17 protein-coding genes and 1 riboswitch are annotated in these 17,338 nt (G+C 66.9%); of the genes, 15 read left to right on the top strand and 2 right to left on the bottom strand.

Going from position 1 to position 17,338, the window contains the following annotated elements; genetic code table 11:
* Positions 1 to 177: 177 nt before the first annotated feature.
* From IBX22_RS27445 to IBX22_RS27430, 4 genes are all read left to right on the top strand, one after another.
* Positions 178 to 975: an SAM-dependent methyltransferase gene (locus tag IBX22_RS27445; RefSeq protein WP_194818574.1), complete on the top strand. Its 798-nt coding sequence runs from the start codon at positions 178 to 180 to the stop codon at positions 973 to 975.
* A gap of 220 nt (positions 976 to 1,195) precedes the next feature.
* Positions 1,196 to 1,426, top strand: coding sequence for a hypothetical protein (locus IBX22_RS27440; protein ID WP_194818947.1), 231 nt, complete (start codon positions 1,196 to 1,198; stop codon positions 1,424 to 1,426).
* Between the two features lie 169 nt (positions 1,427 to 1,595).
* Complete coding sequence (locus IBX22_RS27435) at positions 1,596 to 2,876, top strand: helix-turn-helix domain-containing protein (RefSeq protein ID WP_309234813.1); 1,281 nt, start codon at positions 1,596 to 1,598, stop codon at positions 2,874 to 2,876.
* Positions 2,877 to 2,974: 98 nt separating this feature from the next.
* Positions 2,975 to 3,409 (top strand): CBS domain-containing protein, encoded by a 435-nt coding sequence (locus tag IBX22_RS27430; protein WP_194818573.1) that lies wholly within the window; start codon positions 2,975 to 2,977, stop codon positions 3,407 to 3,409.
* On the opposite strand, the gene IBX22_RS27425 is transcribed toward IBX22_RS27430, so the two are convergent.
* The gene (locus IBX22_RS27425; protein WP_194818572.1) at positions 3,406 to 3,837 is read right to left on the bottom strand and encodes a pyridoxamine 5'-phosphate oxidase family protein; all 432 of its coding nucleotides are present in this window, start codon (positions 3,835 to 3,837) and stop codon (positions 3,406 to 3,408) included. The genes IBX22_RS27430 and IBX22_RS27425 overlap by 4 nt on opposite strands.
* 112 nt (positions 3,838 to 3,949) lie before the next feature.
* Here IBX22_RS27425 and IBX22_RS27420 point away from each other — a divergent pair, with 112 nt between their 5' ends.
* The 11 genes from IBX22_RS27420 to IBX22_RS27365 all read left to right on the top strand — a co-directional run bounded on the left by IBX22_RS27420 (position 3,950) and on the right by IBX22_RS27365 (position 16,802).
* The gene (locus tag IBX22_RS27420) at positions 3,950 to 5,200 is read left to right on the top strand and encodes an aminotransferase class V-fold PLP-dependent enzyme (RefSeq protein WP_228539482.1); all 1,251 of its coding nucleotides are present in this window, start codon (positions 3,950 to 3,952) and stop codon (positions 5,198 to 5,200) included.
* Positions 5,197 to 6,462 (top strand): heavy-metal-associated domain-containing protein, encoded by a 1,266-nt coding sequence (locus tag IBX22_RS27415; RefSeq protein ID WP_194818571.1) that lies wholly within the window; start codon positions 5,197 to 5,199, stop codon positions 6,460 to 6,462. The genes IBX22_RS27420 and IBX22_RS27415 overlap by 4 nt, the downstream gene beginning before the upstream one ends.
* Entirely contained in the window at positions 6,459 to 8,093 is a 1,635-nt protein-coding gene (locus IBX22_RS27410) for a decarboxylase (RefSeq protein WP_228539480.1), read from the top strand. The genes IBX22_RS27415 and IBX22_RS27410 overlap by 4 nt, the downstream gene beginning before the upstream one ends.
* Positions 8,093 to 9,415 carry a pyridoxal-phosphate dependent enzyme gene (locus IBX22_RS27400; RefSeq protein WP_194818570.1) on the top strand — a complete coding sequence of 441 codons (1,323 nt, stop codon included), beginning with the start codon at positions 8,093 to 8,095 and terminating at the stop codon, positions 9,413 to 9,415. The genes IBX22_RS27410 and IBX22_RS27400 overlap by 1 nt, the downstream gene beginning before the upstream one ends.
* 230 nt (positions 9,416 to 9,645) lie before the next feature.
* Positions 9,646 to 10,002, top strand: a complete 357-nt coding sequence (locus IBX22_RS27395) for a hypothetical protein (RefSeq protein WP_194818569.1) — start codon at positions 9,646 to 9,648, stop codon at positions 10,000 to 10,002.
* Positions 10,003 to 10,070: 68 nt separating this feature from the next.
* Entirely contained in the window at positions 10,071 to 10,694 is a 624-nt protein-coding gene (locus IBX22_RS27390) for a TetR/AcrR family transcriptional regulator (RefSeq protein WP_194818568.1), read from the top strand.
* A gap of 46 nt (positions 10,695 to 10,740) precedes the next feature.
* A riboswitch (M-box (ykoK) riboswitch) is annotated at positions 10,741 to 10,912 on the top strand.
* A gap of 233 nt (positions 10,913 to 11,145) precedes the next feature.
* Positions 11,146 to 11,859, top strand: a complete 714-nt coding sequence (locus IBX22_RS27385) for an MgtC/SapB family protein (RefSeq protein WP_194818567.1) — start codon at positions 11,146 to 11,148, stop codon at positions 11,857 to 11,859.
* 3 nt (positions 11,860 to 11,862) lie between these two features.
* Positions 11,863 to 13,599 (top strand): ABC transporter permease subunit, encoded by a 1,737-nt coding sequence (locus IBX22_RS27380; RefSeq protein ID WP_194818566.1) that lies wholly within the window; start codon positions 11,863 to 11,865, stop codon positions 13,597 to 13,599.
* Positions 13,600 to 13,628: 29 nt separating this feature from the next.
* On the top strand, positions 13,629 to 14,957 hold the full coding sequence (locus IBX22_RS27375; protein ID WP_194818565.1) for a nitrate/sulfonate/bicarbonate ABC transporter ATP-binding protein: 1,329 nt from the start codon (positions 13,629 to 13,631) through the stop codon (positions 14,955 to 14,957).
* An 86-nt stretch (positions 14,958 to 15,043) separates the two neighbouring features.
* Positions 15,044 to 16,189: an acyl-CoA dehydrogenase family protein gene (locus IBX22_RS27370; protein ID WP_194818564.1), complete on the top strand. Its 1,146-nt coding sequence runs from the start codon at positions 15,044 to 15,046 to the stop codon at positions 16,187 to 16,189.
* Positions 16,173 to 16,802: a TetR/AcrR family transcriptional regulator gene (locus tag IBX22_RS27365; RefSeq protein WP_194818563.1), complete on the top strand. Its 630-nt coding sequence runs from the start codon at positions 16,173 to 16,175 to the stop codon at positions 16,800 to 16,802. The genes IBX22_RS27370 and IBX22_RS27365 overlap by 17 nt, the downstream gene beginning before the upstream one ends.
* 1 nt (position 16,803) lies before the next feature.
* Here IBX22_RS27365 and IBX22_RS27360 read toward each other — a convergent pair whose 3' ends face one another.
* Complete coding sequence (locus IBX22_RS27360; RefSeq protein WP_194818562.1) at positions 16,804 to 17,175, bottom strand: hypothetical protein; 372 nt, start codon at positions 17,173 to 17,175, stop codon at positions 16,804 to 16,806.
* Between the last annotated feature and the right edge of the window lie 163 nt (positions 17,176 to 17,338).

Here is a 17,338-nt window from a genome sequence, read left to right as displayed (position 1 = left end):
CGGCTTTATTGATGCCATTTCCGACACGCCCGAAAAAGCCGTGTTCAGCTCGGCCATCCGCACCGCTTGGCGAGGCCGAACCTTGTACTGTCACAGTGCACATCGGATGCACCAGCCATTCGCGACACCCGTTCGCGGCGTGCCGCGGTTACACCGCTCGCTGAGGAGTCAGCCGCCATGCCTGAAGACCACGCCCCATTGATCCGGACCGATATCCCGCATTCGGCCCGCATCTGGAACTACTGGATGGGGGGCAAGGACTATTACGAAATCGATCGGATCGCGGGCGACGCCGGTCTCGAAGTGGACCCCGACATCAGCACCATGGCCGTGCAGTCCCGGCAGTTCCTCATCAGAGCGGTGAAGTTCCTGGCCGGCGAGAAGGGGATCACCCAGTTCCTCGACATCGGCACCGGCCTGCCGACCATGCAGAACACCCACGAGGTGGCCCAAAGCGTCACGCCCACAGCCAAAATCGTCTACGTCGACAACGACCCGCTGGTGCTCACCCACGCGCGCGCGCTACTGACCAGCACCACCGCCGAGGGTGTCACCACCTATATAGATGCCGACTACCACTACCCCGAGCAGATCATCGCCGCCGCCAAGAACGTGCTGAATTTCGAGGAGCCGATCGGCGTCATGTTCATGGGCGTCCTCGGCCATGCCCGCACCTACGAGGATCTGCGGCGCATTGTGGACACCGTCCTGTCCGCCGTGCCCTCCGGCAGTTATCTGGTCATGTGGGACGGCACCGACGACAGCAAGGCCTACGTCACGCTGTGCGAGAACTACACCGGAACCGGCGGCACGCCCTACATTCCGCGCCCGCAGGCCCAGATCGAGGCGGCCTTCGAGGGGCTGGAAATGGTCGAGCCCGGTTTCGTCTCGATCACCGAGTGGCGCGCCGGCGCGACCGAAGTCGGCGAGAACCGGCCGATCTCGGCCTACGGCGGAGTGGCTCGCAAGCCGTAATTCCGAACTGAAAAAGGCAGTTCCGACCAACCGGTCGGAACTGTCTTTTGTTATGGCCCAGTAAACCTTTGGCAGAGTTGGTCGATCGTGCAAATGTACTTGCATCTGCAAGGCGCAGACGCCTAAAATCGAATGCAGTTAACCGGGGAGGCACGCAGGGAGTTCGCGCCGGCGTTGCCACTAAATCGCCTCCCCATCGCCAGACGCGAGGGTGGTCGACATGAACCAGGCATTCAGAACTCCCCACCGGGTGGCGACGGCGAGCGCCACCGGCCTCCAGACCCGGCAGCCCGCCGCCGACGCGGTGGGTGACCGATGCGGCGTCGAGCCGGGCAGTCTCACCTACCGGCGGGCCCGCGAAATCCTTTACGTCCACGAGGTACACGGCCCGGCGTGCCGCCAGTGGCTGGCCGCCGCCGCGTATCTGTCCGCGGGCCTGGACGACGAATAGCCCCGAAATCGCCTGGTGCCCTTGACAACCGATAGCCAGGGCTTATCCAGCGAATTCACATCCCACACAGTGGGTTTGCGGAGCAATGGATCTCACTGAAGCTTCCCTAGGTTCATAACTTTTTCGTATAGTGATGCAACGATTCGGGCGCAGTTCTATTACGTCCGATGTGGCATTGGAAGCGACACCTATGACCTTCTCCGCGTTGGACCTGACCACCGAACTACCCGCTGCGGCACTGGAAATCGGCGGCCGGCCCGCCTCGGTGCCGCTGCAGAACACCGATCGGGTGGCCTCGCGAATGGTCGGCTACTTCGCCACCTGTATGGCGCCGTGCCGCACGCTGCCGGGCGAGCAACTGCGTGGCGATGTCACCAAATTGACTCGCAGCGTGCTCACGCTGGCCGCCGAGATGTTCGACCGCCGGGCCGTCCCCGACGAGGAACGCTTGACCGAGGTGCGCGAGGCGGCCACCCAATGGGCCCGGGAGGCAGTGCCGCTGGGCACCATCCTGCGCGCCTATCACGAAGGCATCCGCATCGCACTGGGTTTGGTGACAGCGCAGGCCAAGGCCGACGATGTCGACGAACTACTGGTCGCCACCGACCTGATGCTGGAACTGCTCGAAGCCATCACGGTCGCGGTCTCCGACGCCTACGTCGAGGAACAGCACCTGGTCGCCCGGGAACATCAGACCGCCGCCCAGACTCTGGCCTCGGCCCTGCTCAGCGGGCGCGGCAGTTCGGCGCTGGCGCGTCAGGCCGGGATGCCGGTGGCCGAGTCGTATCACGTGGTGGCCGTGTCGGTTCCGCAGCATCCGGACGAGCGCGATCCGCGGGTCGACGCCGAGGTCGCCGCGCGCCGCAAGCTGCGCCGACTACAGTCCGCGCTGGCCACCGTGTTCGCATCCCGGGCGCTGGCGCTGCTGTCCACCAAGGGCGGCACCCTGCTCATCCCGAACGGTGACGACGCGCCCCCGCTCGACTCCGACGCGCTGGACCAGCTGGCCAAGGCCGCCGAGGTCCCGCTCACCGCCACCCTGGTCACCAGCGATACCGATCAGATCCCCGACGCCGCCGACCAAGCGCACGAACTACTGAACCTGGTCCGGGTCGGGGGCCGCGCCCCCGGCCTCTACCAAATGGCCGATCTGGCAGTGGAATACCAGCTGACTCGCGGCGGCCCGGCGACCCGGCGCATCGCCACCATCCTGGACGCGCTGGACGCACACCCCGAACTCTTCGACACCATGCGCGCCTACCTCGGCAACGACATGAACCGGCAGCTGACCGCACGCCAGCTCTACGTGCACCCCAATACCGTCGACTACCGGCTGCGCCGCATCGCCCAGCTCACGTCGATCGATCTCGCGACCTCCGCGGGCATCTCGCAGGCTTCCATCGCGCTGCTGGCCCGGGACCTCGATCGCACCGTCGCACGCCGGCTTTAAGCTTCCGCGCGAATCTGTTGTGCAGTCGATGCGCGGAACCATAGGTATCCGGCGCTCGAACGCGAGATCCTGAAACCCCCGGCCATCTGGAGGAAATGATGCGCATAGCGGAGATCTTGAGTCGCAAGGGTCATGACGTCGCCACGGTTACACCCGACACCACGGTCCGCACCCTGCTCGGCCTGCTGGCCCAGCTCAATATCGGGGCGGTGGTGGTCTCACCCGACGATTCCACGATCGCGGGCATCGTCTCCGAACGTGATGTCGTGCGCCGGTTGCACGAGTACGGTGCGCAGATACTCGACAGCACGGTGTCGGCCATCATGACCCACGAGGTGCGCACCTGCACACCCGCCGACCATGTCGACGGGCTGCGCAAAACCATGACCGAGCACCGGATCCGGCATCTGCCGGTGGTCGAGGAGGACCGCCTGGTGGGCATCGTGAGCATCGGCGACGTGGTCAAGAGCGCGATCTCCGAACTCGCGACCGAACGTCAGCACCTCGCGGAATACATCCAGGGGAGATACTAGTAGTTCTCGCCCCCACCGAGGTCGGCCGAGAGCCAGTGCTCGGGTCGCACACGTACCGTGACCATGGCACCGAAGGCCTCGGCCACCTTCAGATACCCGTCGACCTGGTCGGCGGGCAGGTAGCGCGCGGCCATCTCGCGGTGTTCGTCTTCGGTCATTTCGCCGATGCGCAGGATCGCCCCTTCCACCGACACATAGCGCACGGTCGGCTCGGCCCGCTGCACCAGCATGGTGCAGCGCCCGGCCTCGCGCAGTGCCCGTATCTTCTGTGATTCCGCGCCGGTGACGAACCAGAGTTCGCCTCCCGGCTCGTACTGGTACCAGATCGGCACGGTGAGTGGCCCACGGCCGGGGCCGGCGTTCACCGACAGCGCCCCGATATGCGGCTGGGCGAGAAACTCTTGTCGTTCTACGTGGTTCAGCGGCATGCCAACCAGGCTAGTCACATGAAAGTTCTTGTCCACCAGAAACCTTCGAACGACACGCCGGGAGTGCGTATCGTTGGGTAGGTCCCAGCGCATCCTGTGAAGGGAGCGTTCGTTGCCCCCAACCGCGCCCGCCCGAGCGCCCCACATTCCGGAATCCGTACGCGCGTTGTTCCCGGCGCTGGCCGACTCCAGCGAGGTCTATCTCGACAGCGCGGCGACAACGCAGAAACCGCGCCCGGTGATCGACACCATCCAGCGCTATCACTCCTCCCGCACCGCCAATGCCGGCCGCGGCACCTACCCGTGGGCCACCGGCCTGAGTGCCCGGCTGTCCCGGGTGCGGGCCCGCGCCGCGGCGTTCATCGGGGCCCAGCACACCGACGAGGTGGTGTTCACCGGTGGCGCGACCGCCGCGCTCAATGCCGTCGCGTTGTCCTGGGGGCTGGCCGAACTCGCCGATGGCGACCAGATTCTGTTCAACCCGCGCGATCACGCTTCCAACGTCTATCCCTGGCATCATCTGCGCCAGCTGCTGGCCCGCTTCGGCCGCCGCATCGAACTGGTCGGCTATCGGATCACCGAGACCGGTGAAGCCGACACCGCCGATATTCTCGCCAAACTGACCCCGCGCACCCGGTTGATCACCACCAGCCATCTCCATCACGTGTTCGGGGGTTTGACCACCCTGGAGGAACTGCGCGGCCGGATCGACCCCGATGTGCTGTTGTGTTTCGATTGCAGTCAGAGCGGTGGGCACCTGCCCGTGGATGTCACCGAACTCGGCGCGGATTTCGCGGTGTTCGCCGCGCACAAGATGTTCGGCGCGCCCGGCACCGGAATCCTCTACTGCCACCGCCGGATTCATGATCGGCTGCTGCCGTTCCTGCCGGGTGGTAACTCCGGGGTGCGGCTCACCGACGCCGGGCTGATCCAGGCGGGTATGCCGGAATTACTGGAGGGCGGCACCCAGAACATCCCTGGCATCCTCGCACTCGGTAGCGCGCTCGAGGTGCTCGAATCTTTCGACATGTCGGTCGTCGCCGCGCACAATCGTGAGCTGACGCTGCGTCTGATCGACGGGCTGCGCCGGGTGCCCGGGTGCGAGTTCCTGCCGGGCCCGGCGTATGCGCCGTGCGCGGTCGGCTACGGCATCGTCTCGTTCACCCTTCCCGGCATCACCGCCACCGATCTGGGTTTCGTACTGAGTGAACTCGGATTCCTGGTGCGCACCGGGCTGCACTGCACTTCCGCCGAGGGTGCCGACACCGACTCCGTGCGGGTCAGCACGCATATCTACAACACCTTCGACGAGATCGACCGCTTCACCGCGTGCGTCGAGACGATTGCCGAGGAGGTTTCGTGACCATCGATGTGCCGCGCTATGACCGGCGGGCCGCGTCCCGGGTCCTGGCCTGCCTGGCCCAGCCCGGGCTCTTCGACACCCCGTTGCAGTCGCCCGGGAAGCTGCGTGTCGAATACACCAGCACCGCGCTGGCGACCGAGCCGAACAGTCATCTCACCTATTCGCAGCGGCTGTATCTGGAGCGGTTCATGCGCCCGTGCCGGCCGTATCAGGTCACCAGCGCCACGCATCGGATCGCCTGGACCGACAGCGACGGCGTCCCTAATACCGGTCACTATCGGGCCGACGGGCTGGGCCCGATCATGCCGATCGCCATGCGCGAGGCCGCGCTCGTGCTGTGGCACGCGGTGGCGGCGAATACCGAACTGGCGCAACGTATCAGCGCGCTCGGGCCGCGCGACCACGCGGTCCTGAACGGCACCACCACCGATCACGAACCCTTCGAGATCTTCCGCGTGGGTATCGAGGCCACCGGGCGCGCGCTGGCCCAGCACGCGCTGCTCGCCCGGCAGACGCCCTACCGCAGCCCGGCCGAATTCGCCGAGGGCATGCACGAATCCGGCATCTTCGCCGCGGTGGCGACGCGCTGGTTTTGGGAGCTACAGGCCTCCACCTACCGGCGCGGGATGATCCCGGTCACCCTCGCCTCCCAACCCGACGGCACCGTGCGCTACACCGCCGAGACCGTGGCCACCTTGCGGGCGATGAAGGACGCCACCATCGACGACGCGCACATGGTCATGCGTCGCGCCACCACCTCCGAGGGGCTCACGGTCGCCGAGGCGATCGCCAAATATCACGAGGACCTCGATCTCATCTCCCGCCAGTACGCGCTGCTGCCCGCGGGCACCCGCCCCGCCTGCCTGGCCGCCATGCCGCATCAGCTCGACGGTGCGCACTACAGTCTGCTGCCGCTGGTCGCGGATCAGTTCGTGGCGGTGTTCGGCCGGATCGCGTCACGGTGCGAGATCGTCGAGGTCGCAGTCGAATTCGACGAGCTCACCGCCGACGACCCGGCCTCGGCCGAGGATCAGATCTTCTATATCCCGGACATGAACTGCAAGCACTGTGTCCGCACCATCACCGGGGTGCTGGAGAACATGGGCATCAAGGTCGCCGAGATCGATCTGATCAGCAAGCGGGTGGTGGCCGAGTTCCGCAGCCCGCGCAACCGGGCGCGCGCGTTCGAGGCGATCCGGGACGGCGGCTACAACCCGGTCGCCGACAAGCCCGCCCAGCAGCCGACGGAATCCGCGGTATGACCGGTCCGCCCGCGCTACCGCCGAAGATCCATCCGCTGGTCCGCGCTTTCCTCGACACCCGCGACGCCGTCGACGAAACCCTCGTCCGGTTCGGCTCCCCCGTGCACCTGGTGTTCCCGCAGGTGTATGCCGAGAACCTCAAGCGCCTGCGCGCGGTGCTGGAGCGACAGGTGCCCCGGCATCGAATCTGCTACGCGCACAAGGTGAATCGGTCCCGCGCTTTTGTCCGCACCGCCGAGCACGCGGGCGCGTCCGTCGATGTCGCCTCGCCGCAGGAACTCGCCAGCGCCGTCGGCGCGGGGTTCGGGACCATGCGGATCGAGGCGACCGGCCCCAAAGGCGAGGTGTTCCTGCGTGATCTCATCGATTGCGCCGCCACCATCAATGTCGACAATCTGTGGGAGCTGCGCCGCATCGCCGAGCTCGCCGGTGACCGAGCGAGAGTTCCTGTGCTGCTGCGTGTCTCGGGCTTCCTCGGAACCCCGGTGAGCCGGTTCGGGGTGCCGCTGCCGCACCTGGACCGCGCCTTCGATCTGCTTTCGGCAAATCGGAGCCGCATTTCCCTGCTGGGCTTCGCCTTTCACCTCGACTCCGGGGAGACCGCGGAGCGGGTGCGGGCCATCGACGCCTGCCTGGCGCTGATCGAGCAGGCCTACAGCCACGGTTTGAGCCCGACGGTGCTCGATATCGGCGGCGGCTTCCGGCAGGTGTTCACCGACGACGCGGCCGCTTTCGACGGCTACGTCCATGCCTTGCGGGAGGCGCTGCTGGGTCGCGGCGAACCGATGACCTGGTCCAACAATACCTTCGGCTATCACCTCGAGGGCGGCGCCGTGCACGGCACGCCGGTCTTCCACAAGTACGCCAATACCGTTGCAGCACACCGCATGCTGGCTGATGTACTGAGCTCACCGCTGGAGCGGCACGGCGGGCGCACCGTCGCCCAGATCGCTGCCGACAACATGCTCGACATCTGGATCGAACCCGGCAAGGCGCTGGTCGATCATGCCGGGATCACGGTGGCGCGAGTGGTTTTCGTCAAAGACCTCGCCGACGGCACCGTGCTGGTGAACCTCGACCTGAGCCGGGACTCGGTGACACCGGCCGATCAGGAGGTCATGGTCGATCCGGTGATCCTCTCGGGCAGCGCGCACGAGCGCGGCCCGGCGCCGCGGCCGAACGCACACCGACCGGGTGCGGCACATCCGGGTGGGGCCACCGTCACCCCGCTGCGCACGTCCTCCGACACCTCCCCCGTGCTCACGCCGATGCACGAATCCGGCCCCGTCGGTGTGTATTTCGCGGGCCGGCTGTGCCTGGAACGCGACATGATCACCAATCACAAGGTGTGGCTGCCCGAGCGCCCTCGCCCCGGCGACCTGGTGATCTTCCCGAATACCGCCGCCTACCACTCCGATCTGTCCGCTGCCCCGGCCTCGATGCACCCGCTGCCCGCCAAACTCGCGGTCGTGTTGCGGGCGGGCAGTTTTCAGGTGTGCCGCGACGGCGACTACGAACCGCACCGCAGCGCACCCCCACCGCCGCAACGCCGGATTCCACCGCGCGCACCCCGGGTGCCGCAACCACCGAGCGGACGGCAGGCGCCACGACGGCCAACCGGTGCCCCGTAATGCCCTACAACCACATCACCGAGCTGATCGGTAACACGCCACTGCTGCGCCTGGACCCCGCTGTGCACCGGCTCGCGGGCGTCGAGCTGTACGCGAAACTGGAGTCGCACAACCCCTTCGGCTCGGTCAAGGATCGAGTCGCGTGGGCCATGATCCGTGACGAGGTGGACCGACTCCGCGCGGACGGACAGCGTCTCATCGAGGCCTCCAGCGGCAACACCGCCAAGGCGCTGCGCGTCCTCGGCGCGCTGCACGGCATCGGGCTGCGCGCGGTCACCAACCGGATCAAGGTCGCCGAGGTGCGTGATCTCCTGCAACTGCTCGGCACCGAGATCGTGGAGCTGCCCGGGCTTTCCGAATGCCCGGATCCGACGACGCCGAACGATGTCTACTCGGTGATCGCCTCGACCATGGCCGCCGAACCGGGCACCTATCACCATCCCTCGCAGTACACCAACGAGAAGAACGTGGAAGCGCACTGCCAGGGCACCGGCCGGGAGATCCACGACGATCTGGCCGCCGACGGCAGGACCCGCGTCGACTACCTCATCGGCGGCCTCGGCACCACCGGCTCCAGTCGCGGCGCCGCCACCTACCTGCGCAAGCACAATCCCGAATTGCGCACGATCGCCGTGGTTTCCGAGCGTTCGGACTTCATTCCCGGCATCCGCTCGGAGACCGAGATGTGGGATGTCGGCCTGTTCCAGCCCGACTTCTACGACCACATCGTCACCGTCGAAGCGGGCCGGGCGGTGGACGCGACCATGGATCTGGTCAACGGCTACGGTGTGCTGGCCGGTCCGACCAGCGGCGCGGCCTATGCCGCCGCGCTGGAAACGCTGGGCGCACTGGATCTTTCGGGCCGTGACGATCCGCTCGTCGCGGTCGTCATCGTCTGCGACCGCCTCGAGCCGTACCTGTCCTACATCAAGAAGCGCCGTCCCGGACTGTTCGGCCGCACTGACCGCCGCCCGCCCGCCACCGCCACGGAACTGGCCGCGGCACCGGCCCTCTCACCCGCCGAGCTCGCGCAGCTCGAAGCTACCGGCCGCCCCGTCATCGTCGATACCCGCGGCGCCATGGCCTACCGGATCGGACATGTGCCGGGCGCGTTGAACATTCGCGACGATCAACTCGACGACATGCTCGCCCAGGGCATTCCGTTTCCGCGTTCGCGGCCGGTGGTGTTCGTGTGCCCGGTCGGTGAGGTGTCGCGTCGTTTCGCCGCCCTCGCCTGCCGCGACGGCTACGACGCGGCGAACCTCGAGGGCGGCATCACCGCCTGGCGCGACGCCGGACTGCCGCTGGAAAGTGGGGCGTGAGCGGGACTTTCGCACACCGTTTCCAGCGTGTCATCGGGGTTATACGCGCAGACTATGAGTACCGGCGGCGGCGCTGCCGTCCGGTCCAGGCCCGCGAGGGCTGATCCCGGCGTCGGGGTGTGCGCCAGATTCCCACCGTGATCGGTACCGTCCTGCTGGCGCGAGAGGGATGATCCGTGATGTTTCGATCCAAGCGATCGGCCGCGGCCGCGGCAACCACATTCGGCGCCATGGCGGCGGCAATCGTACTGACCGCACCCACCGCACCCGCCCTGGTCTCCAGCATCAGCGTGTCACAGGGGCTCAGCTTCGGCAGCTCCACCGTCTACGGCACCGGCTGCAGTTACACCGTCACCGCCACCGCGAGCAACGGTGAAGCAGTGCTGTTCTGGGACTTCCACGGCGGCGTGTTCGACCCGCCCGGGGTCATCTGGGTCGGCAGCTCCGGCACCGCCGTCGCACAGTGGACGCCCCTGACCAGAGGCACCCACACCTTGATCGCCTGGGGCGCGTTCAACGATCGGCAAACCCAGCTCACCGTCGGCACCGGCTTCAAGCTCGGCAACGTCTGCCTGGTGACCTCCTGACCCGGTGCGGGACCCGCATCTCCCCCGGTGATGCGGGTCCTGCGCGGCCGGGGCATTACTGTGGTGCGGTGCAAACAGGCCAGGAATCAGCTGACGGCGGCCCCCGCATCTGGGGTGGGACGACGCTCAACGAGCGGCGGGAGGCGCGCCGCGCCACGTTGCTGGAGGCCGCGCTGGACCTGATCGGCGAATCCGGGGCCGCCGGAGTGACGATGCGCGCGGTGTGCCGCCGCGCCAATCTCACCGACCGTTATTTCTACGAGAGTTTCGGTAGCCGCGACGAACTCTTGGACGTCCTCTACCGCCAGGTCGCCGACGAATTCCTCGGTCCGATGACCACTTTCGCCGAGGCCAACGATCCGGCCCGGGACCGCGAGCTGTCCGACGTCCTGGTCGACAAGGTGCTCGAAGATCCCCGCAAATCCCGGCTGTTCCTGGTCGAGCCGTACTCCAGCACCGGCCTGGGCCAGACCACCATCGCGGTGATGCCCGCCTTCACCCGGCTGATCCAGGACCACCTGTTCGCCTACATCGAGGACCCGGTGCGCCGCCGCCTCGCCGCGGTCACCATGGCCAGCGGTAATGCGGGCATGTTCTCGGCCTGGTTGAACGGGTCGCTACGCGCCACCCGCGAACAGATCGTCGATCACATCGTCGCGACCATCACCGTCTACCGGTCGGTCTACAAATAATCCGGGTTGCATTCGACCCGAGTCCGAGGTTAACTGGCAACCGCAAGGTGCCGATCGTTCGCTGAGGCTCCTTCACGGATATAGGCCAGCGACCCCGAACGTCGAGAGACGCCCCGGGTCAGGACAGGTCTCCCCGGCTTAAGGGGTGATCCCGATTGGCTCCCGGTACTACCGGGTTCACGCCGTGAAGTGCCAAAGGTCTTACGAGGAGAGGTCCCCACCGGCGGGTTAGCCGGATTCCTCACCTGCGCTCTGCAACGATTAGTCATGCCGCGTGCTTTTTCGTGCGCGCACACAGCCGAAGGAGGTGAGCCGGATGCCCGGCGGTAATAGTCCGAAATCTCAGATAGCCAGCTATTCGCTCGGCGTCACCTTCGCAGCGGCTCTGTCCTCCCGGGCTGTGCCCTAACCGCTGTTCGATGGTGCGCTCGACTCAGTTCAGGAGTGCGTGATGTCAACAGTAGAGATGATCATCCGGCTACTCGCCGGCGTCGGCCTCGGCGCCGCGATCGGCTTCGAACGCCAATTCCGGGCCCGGGAAGCGGGCTTGCGCACCAATGCGCTCGTCGCCGCCGGATCCACCCTCTTCGTGCTCCTGTCGGCCCACGGCTTCGAGGGCGCGGTCGCCGACCCCACCCGGGTCGCCGCGCAGATCGTCTCCGGCATCGGCTTCCTCGGCGCCGGTGTCATTATTCGGGACGGCTTGAATGTCCGCGGGCTCAATACCGCTGCGACACTGTGGTGTTCGGCCGCGGTCGGTGCCCTCGCCGGCGCCGGCATGCTGGACACCGCGGCGATCGGCACCGTCGCCGTGGTCGTGGTCAACGTGGCGCTGCGCGCCGCCGCCCGCGCGGTGGACAAGCGGCCCGAGGCCCACGAGGAACAGCCCGCCAAGTATTCCTTCGAGGCGGTCACCGACGACGAGCACGAGGCGCATGTCCGCGTGCTGCTCGTGCAGGCGCTGACCCGCACCGACTTCCGGCTGATCTCCGTCTCCAGCGCCAACACCGACATCCCCGGCCGGGTGGCGGTGCGCGCCGAACTCACCGGAGATCAGCGCGACGACCGGCAGATGGAATCGGCGGTCAGCCGGCTGAGCCTGGAGCCCTCGGTCACCAGCGCGGGCTGGGAGATCACCGTCGACAACGTGGCGGGACGGTCGTAGCCGATGAATGTGTTCGCCTACCCCACCCGGGACGCGGCGCTGGAACGGCCGCGCAGCCCGATCGCCGATGCGGTGGTCTTCGTCGGCGCGACCGTCCTGATCTGGTCGCTGCTGCGGATCTCGCACACCATGAACGTCCCGTTCGACGAAACCACCGCTCCCGCCGCGGTTTCCACCGATCCGGGACAACTGCCCTACTACGCGGCCCGGTCGCTGCTGCGCATGTTCATCGCGCTGGCGGCCTCGATCCTGTTCACCTTCGTCGTCGCGACCGCCGCCGCACGGCTGCGCCGGGCCCGGGCCGTGCTGCTGCCCGCCATGGACATCCTGCAGTCGATCCCGGTGCTCGGGTTCCTTTCGTTCACCGTCACCGGGTTCATCGCCCTGTTCCCGGGTTCGCAGCTGGGCCTGGAATCCGCGTCCATCTTCGCCATCTTCACCGCGCAGGTCTGGAACATGGCGTTCAGCTTCTACTTCAGCCTCACCTCGCAGCCGCGTGAGCTGGACGAGGCCGCCCGCAACCTGAGACTGACGCGCTGGCAGCGGTTTTGGCGGATGGATGTGCCCAGCGGGATGATCCCGCTGGTCTGGAACGGCATGATGAGCTTCGGCGGCAGCTGGTTCTTCCTGGTGGCCTCCGAGGCGATTTCGGTGCACAACCGCGAGTACGCGCTGCCCGGTATCGGCTCCTATGTGGCCGCCGCGACCGCCGAGCAGGATCTGTCGAAGGTCCTGATCGCGGTCGGGGTCATGGTGCTCCTGGTGATCGGGGTGAACTTCCTGTTCTGGCGACCGATCACGGCCTGGGCCGAGCGGTTCCGGATGGGCGACTCCAAGGGGGCGGAGGCCCCGCGCAGCCTGGTGCTGAACCTGTTGCGGCGCTCGCACATTCCCGCGCTGCTCGGCCGGATCTTCGGCCCGCTGGTCGCGCCGCTGGACCGCGCCATGAGCGTGTTCGGGCTGGCCGAATACCCGCTGCACACCTCGGTGCCGCGCCGGCGGGCAGGCGACTGGGTGTTCGGCGCGGTTGTGGCCGCGGTGGTCGCCTATGGCGGGTACCGAGTGTGGCAGTACATCGAATCCACGGTCGGCTTCGGCGAAGTGGCGCACGCGTTCGGGCTCGGGTTCCTCACGCTGCTGCGCGTAGTGGTGCTGCTGGTGATCGCCTCGCTGATCTGGGTGCCGATCGGTGTGTGGATCGGGCTCAACCCCAAGGTGTCCCGGCTCGCCCAGCCGATCGTGCAGGTGCTGGCCAGCTTCCCGGCCAACTTCCTCTTCCCCATGGTCACCGCCGCGCTGGTCGCCACCGGGATCAGCCTGAACTGGGCCGCCATCCTGCTGATGGCGCTCGGCTCCCAGTGGTACATCCTGTTCAACGTGATCGCCGGCGCCAGCGCCGTGCCCAACGACCTGCGCGAGGCGGCGGCCAATCTGCAACTGCCGCGAAAACTGTGGTGGCGCAAGCTGATTCTGCCCGCCATCTTCCCCAGCTACGTCACCGGCGGCCTCACCGCGGCGGGCGGGGCGTGGAATGCCTCCATCGTCGCCGAGATCGTCGAGTACGGCTCCACCACCCTGGTCGCCACGGGCCTGGGCGCCTACATCGCCCAGGCCACCAGCGCCGGTGACTCGCCCCGCGTGCTCATCGGCATTCTCGTCATGAGCATCTACGTGGTCCTGCTCAACCGGCTGTTCTGGCGGCGCCTCTACGCCCTGGCCGAACGGCGGTACTCACTGTGACCCAAAATCTTTCGACAGGAGATCTTCCGATGACCCAGAACGACGTCCTACTGGACATCCGAGGAGTCAGCAAGTCCTTCACCGGCACCGCGGGCGACGAACTGCGCGTGCTGGACAATATCGATCTGCAACTGCGCGAGGGCGAAGTCGTTGCGCTGCTGGGGCGTTCGGGTTCGGGCAAGTCCACGCTGCTGCGCATCATCGCCGGGCTGATCGGGCCCAGCACCGGTGCGGTGCGCTACCGCGGCAAGCCGGTCAACGGCGCGAATCCCGGTGCGGCGCTGGTCTTTCAGTCCTTCGCGCTGATGCCGTGGCTGACCGTGCAGGACAATGTCGAACTCGGCCTGGCCGCCCGCAACGTCGCGCCCGCCGAGCGCAGCAGGCGCGCCCTCGAGGCGATCGACATGATCGGGCTCGACGGCTTCGAAAGCGCCTATCCCAAGGAGCTTTCCGGCGGTATGCGCCAGCGCGTCGGATTCGCCCGCGCGTTGGTCCTGGAACCTGACCTGCTGCTCATGGACGAACCGTTCTCGGCCCTGGACGTGTTGACCGCCGAGAACCTGCGCACCGAACTCGTCAATTTGTGGGCGGGCGACTCCTTTCCGTCCAAGGCGGTCTGTATCGTCACCCACAACATCGAGGAGGCCGTGCTGCTGGCCGACCGCGTCCTGGTGCTCGGCTCCAACCCGGGGCACATCATCGCCGAAATCCCGATCACCCAACCGCGGCCCCGCGATAAGCGCGCCGCCGGTTTCGATGCGCTGGTCGACCAGATCTACGGTCTGCTGACCGGCCGGGACACCGAACCCGCCGCGCCGGAACCCGATACCGCGACCCCGACCGCCCGGCCACTGCCCGACGCCTCGCCCGGCGGCCTGGCCGGGCTGGTCGAACTCGTCTACGCCGCGGGTGGACGGGCCGATCTGCCGGTCGTCGCCGACGAACTCAACTTCGAGCTCGACGACCTGCTTCCCTTGGTCGATGCCGCCGAGATGCTGGGCCTGGCCACCGTCGAATCCGGCGATGTCGAGCTGACCGAGATCGGCAGCCGCTTCACCACCGCCGGTATCCAGGAGTCCAAGCAGATCTTCGCCGAGCAGGCCCGCCACCGCGCGCCGCTGGTCCGCACCATCTGTAAAGGCCTGGCGGGCAGCCGCGACGGCTCCCTCAAGGCGAGCTTCTTTCTGGATCTGCTGCGCCGCGGCTTCTCCCCCGACGACGCCCGCCGCCAGCTCGATCTGGCCATCGATTGGGGCCGCTACGCCGAGCTCTACGACTACGAGAAGGACACCGACCAGATCACTGCCGATCCGGCTGCCGAGGTGTACCACGCGGTGCGCGGCAAATGGTCCGCCTGAGTTTGTTGACAGCCTGCCAATAGTGGTGGAACCTTTGTCGTAGACCGGCATCGGGGCCGGACGGGTCGAGCAGAGGATCGGACACAATGGCGCGCGCGGTGTGGAGTGACGACGAGGTCGAAGCGGTACGGGAACTCGCTCGGACGTTCTTCGAGAAAGAAGTCGTCCCGCACGAAGAGAAGTTCGTCGCCCAAGGTCATCCGGATCGCCAGCTCTACAACCGGGCCGGCGAACTCGGTCTGCTGTGTGCGTCCATCCCGGCCGAATACGGCGGCGGTGGCGGCACCTTCGCGCACGAGGCGGCCGTCATCGAGGCGCAGACCGCGGCCGGGGACGGCTCGCTCGGCATGTCGGTGCACAGCGGCATCATCGCGCCCTACCTGCACCACTTCGGTTCCGAGGAGCTCAAGCGGCGCGTGCTGCCCAAGGCCGCCAGCGGCGAGATGGTGCTGTCCATCGGCATGACCGAACCGGGCACCGGCTCGGACCTACAGGCCATCAAAACGCGCGCCGTGCGTGAGGGCGACGAGTACGTCATCACCGGCTCGAAGATCTTCATTTCCAACGGCTGGCTGTGCGACGGCATCATCCTCGCGGTCAAGACCGATCCGACCAAGGGCGCGGCCGGCGTCTCCCTGATCTTCGCCGAGGTCGGCGACGACACCCCCGGCTTCAAGCGTGGCCGCATCCTCAGCAAGATCGGCGGCAAGGGCCAGGACACCGCCGAGCTGTTCTTCGACGGCCTGCGCGTGCCCGTCTCGAACCTGCTCGGCGAGGCCGAGGGCCAGGGCTTCTATCAGATGATGCAGATGCTGGCCCAGGAGCGCCTGGTCACCGGCATCCTCGCGGTTTGCATGATGGAGAAAGCCGTCGCGCTCACCGTCGAATACACCAAGGGCCGTGAGGCTTTCGGCAAGCCGCTGTTCGCCATGCAGAACACCAAGTTCGAACTCGCCGAATGCGCCACCATCGCCAAGATCAGCCGGGTTTTCCTGGACGACTGCATCGACAAGCATCTGCGCGGCGAACTCGATATCCCGACCGCCGCCATGTCGAAGTACTGGCTGACCGATCAGCTCGGTATCGTTGTCGACCGCTGCCTGCAACTGTTCGGCGGCTACGGCTACATGACGGAGTACCCCATTTCGCAGCTCTACACCGGCGCCCGCGTCCTGCGCATCCTCGCGGGTAGCAACGAGGTCATGAAGGATCTCATTGCCCGGGCTCTCTGACACGGCCCCTGCGTCGCGCCGCCGTCGGCTCGAACCCGACGAGCGGCGCGCGCAGATCCTGGCCTGCGCCATCGACATGTTCGGTGAGCGCCCGTACGCGGCGGTCTCGACCGCGGAACTGGCCCAGCGTGCCGGGGTGGCCCGCGGGCTGATCAATCACTACTTCGGCAACAAGCGCGACCTCTACCTCGCGGTGGTGCGCCGGATGGTGACCCTGCCCCGCCCGGAAGCACTGGTCGCGCCCACCGGAACCACGCGCCAACGGGTCGACGCGAGCGTGCAGTGGCTGCTGGACACCATCTCCGAACACGGCAGCACCTGGGTGAAGGTGACCAGCCTGGAGGGCGTCGGCAACGACCCCGAAGTGCAGCAGATCCTGGACGAGGCCGACGACGCGGCCGCCGAACGCATGCTGATCATGGTCGGCCTGGCCGATTCGGCACACAGTGCACAGTTGCAGGCACTGGTGCGCGCCTACGGTGGGCTGGTGAAAGTGGCTGGGCGCGAATGGATTGTGCGCGGCACCCTGGATCGCATCCAGGTGCACCAACTGCTCGCGGACATGCTGATAACCCTGGTCACCGAAACGATGCCCAAGGTCGGCAACGCCTGAACTACCGGTAGGAGCGCCAGTTCTGCTGGTACCGCACCCGCACGGCGTTATAGCGCCTGGAGTACCGGGAATCGGCCGGGTGCCCGAGCCGTTCGTGCTCGATCTCCATCCGCCCGTGGCGGCGGTGTTCCAAGGTGAGGACGGCGAGCCCGGCGAGCCACAGGGCGACCGCGACGATTGCGCCCATCACCGCCCAGCCTTCGTAGCCGTATCCGGCCGCGGTGAGCGCGCACGCGACGGCCACGATGCCCAAAGCGCATAGGACCACACCCGGGACGTTGTGGTTATCGCCCAGCAGATCACCCGCCTGAGCATGCCAGCGCTGACCTTTCAGCTGCTGTTCTTCTTCCGAATAACTGCGATCACCCCACATGGCATCCTCCTACGGGATTCGGCAAACAAGTGGCAATACCAGGCTAGCCCTTATCGAGTTCGTTATTTCCGGCTTCCGCTGAAGTCGTTGCCTTGGGCACCTATTGTGGGTCGAAATCGGGGCGGGGTTCGGTTAGCCCGAGGCACCTGCGCGGATGGTTGAT

Source organism: Nocardia sp. XZ_19_385, from assembly GCF_015355755.1.
GTDB lineage: Bacteria > Actinomycetota > Actinomycetes > Mycobacteriales > Mycobacteriaceae > Nocardia.
This window is presented reverse-complemented; position numbering and strand designations above follow the sequence as displayed.

Coding starts and splice junctions, on each gene's coding strand:
- IBX22_RS27370 (WP_194818564.1), top strand. CDS start 15,044: ATGGCGCGCGCGGTGTGGAGTGACGACGAGGTCGAAGCGGTACGGGAA.
- IBX22_RS27375 (WP_194818565.1), top strand. CDS start 13,629: ATGACCCAGAACGACGTCCTACTGGACATCCGAGGAGTCAGCAAGTCC.
- IBX22_RS27440 (WP_194818947.1), top strand. CDS start 1,196: ATGAACCAGGCATTCAGAACTCCCCACCGGGTGGCGACGGCGAGCGCC.
- IBX22_RS27380 (WP_194818566.1), top strand. CDS start 11,863: ATGAATGTGTTCGCCTACCCCACCCGGGACGCGGCGCTGGAACGGCCG.
- IBX22_RS27395 (WP_194818569.1), top strand. CDS start 9,646: ATGGCGGCGGCAATCGTACTGACCGCACCCACCGCACCCGCCCTGGTC.
- IBX22_RS27360 (WP_194818562.1), bottom strand. CDS start 17,175: ATGTGGGGTGATCGCAGTTATTCGGAAGAAGAACAGCAGCTGAAAGGT.
- IBX22_RS27400 (WP_194818570.1), top strand. CDS start 8,093: ATGCCCTACAACCACATCACCGAGCTGATCGGTAACACGCCACTGCTG.
- IBX22_RS27410 (WP_228539480.1), top strand. CDS start 6,459: ATGACCGGTCCGCCCGCGCTACCGCCGAAGATCCATCCGCTGGTCCGC.
- IBX22_RS27430 (WP_194818573.1), top strand. CDS start 2,975: ATGCGCATAGCGGAGATCTTGAGTCGCAAGGGTCATGACGTCGCCACG.
- IBX22_RS27385 (WP_194818567.1), top strand. CDS start 11,146: ATGTCAACAGTAGAGATGATCATCCGGCTACTCGCCGGCGTCGGCCTC.
- IBX22_RS27445 (WP_194818574.1), top strand. CDS start 178: ATGCCTGAAGACCACGCCCCATTGATCCGGACCGATATCCCGCATTCG.
- IBX22_RS27425 (WP_194818572.1), bottom strand. CDS start 3,837: ATGCCGCTGAACCACGTAGAACGACAAGAGTTTCTCGCCCAGCCGCAT.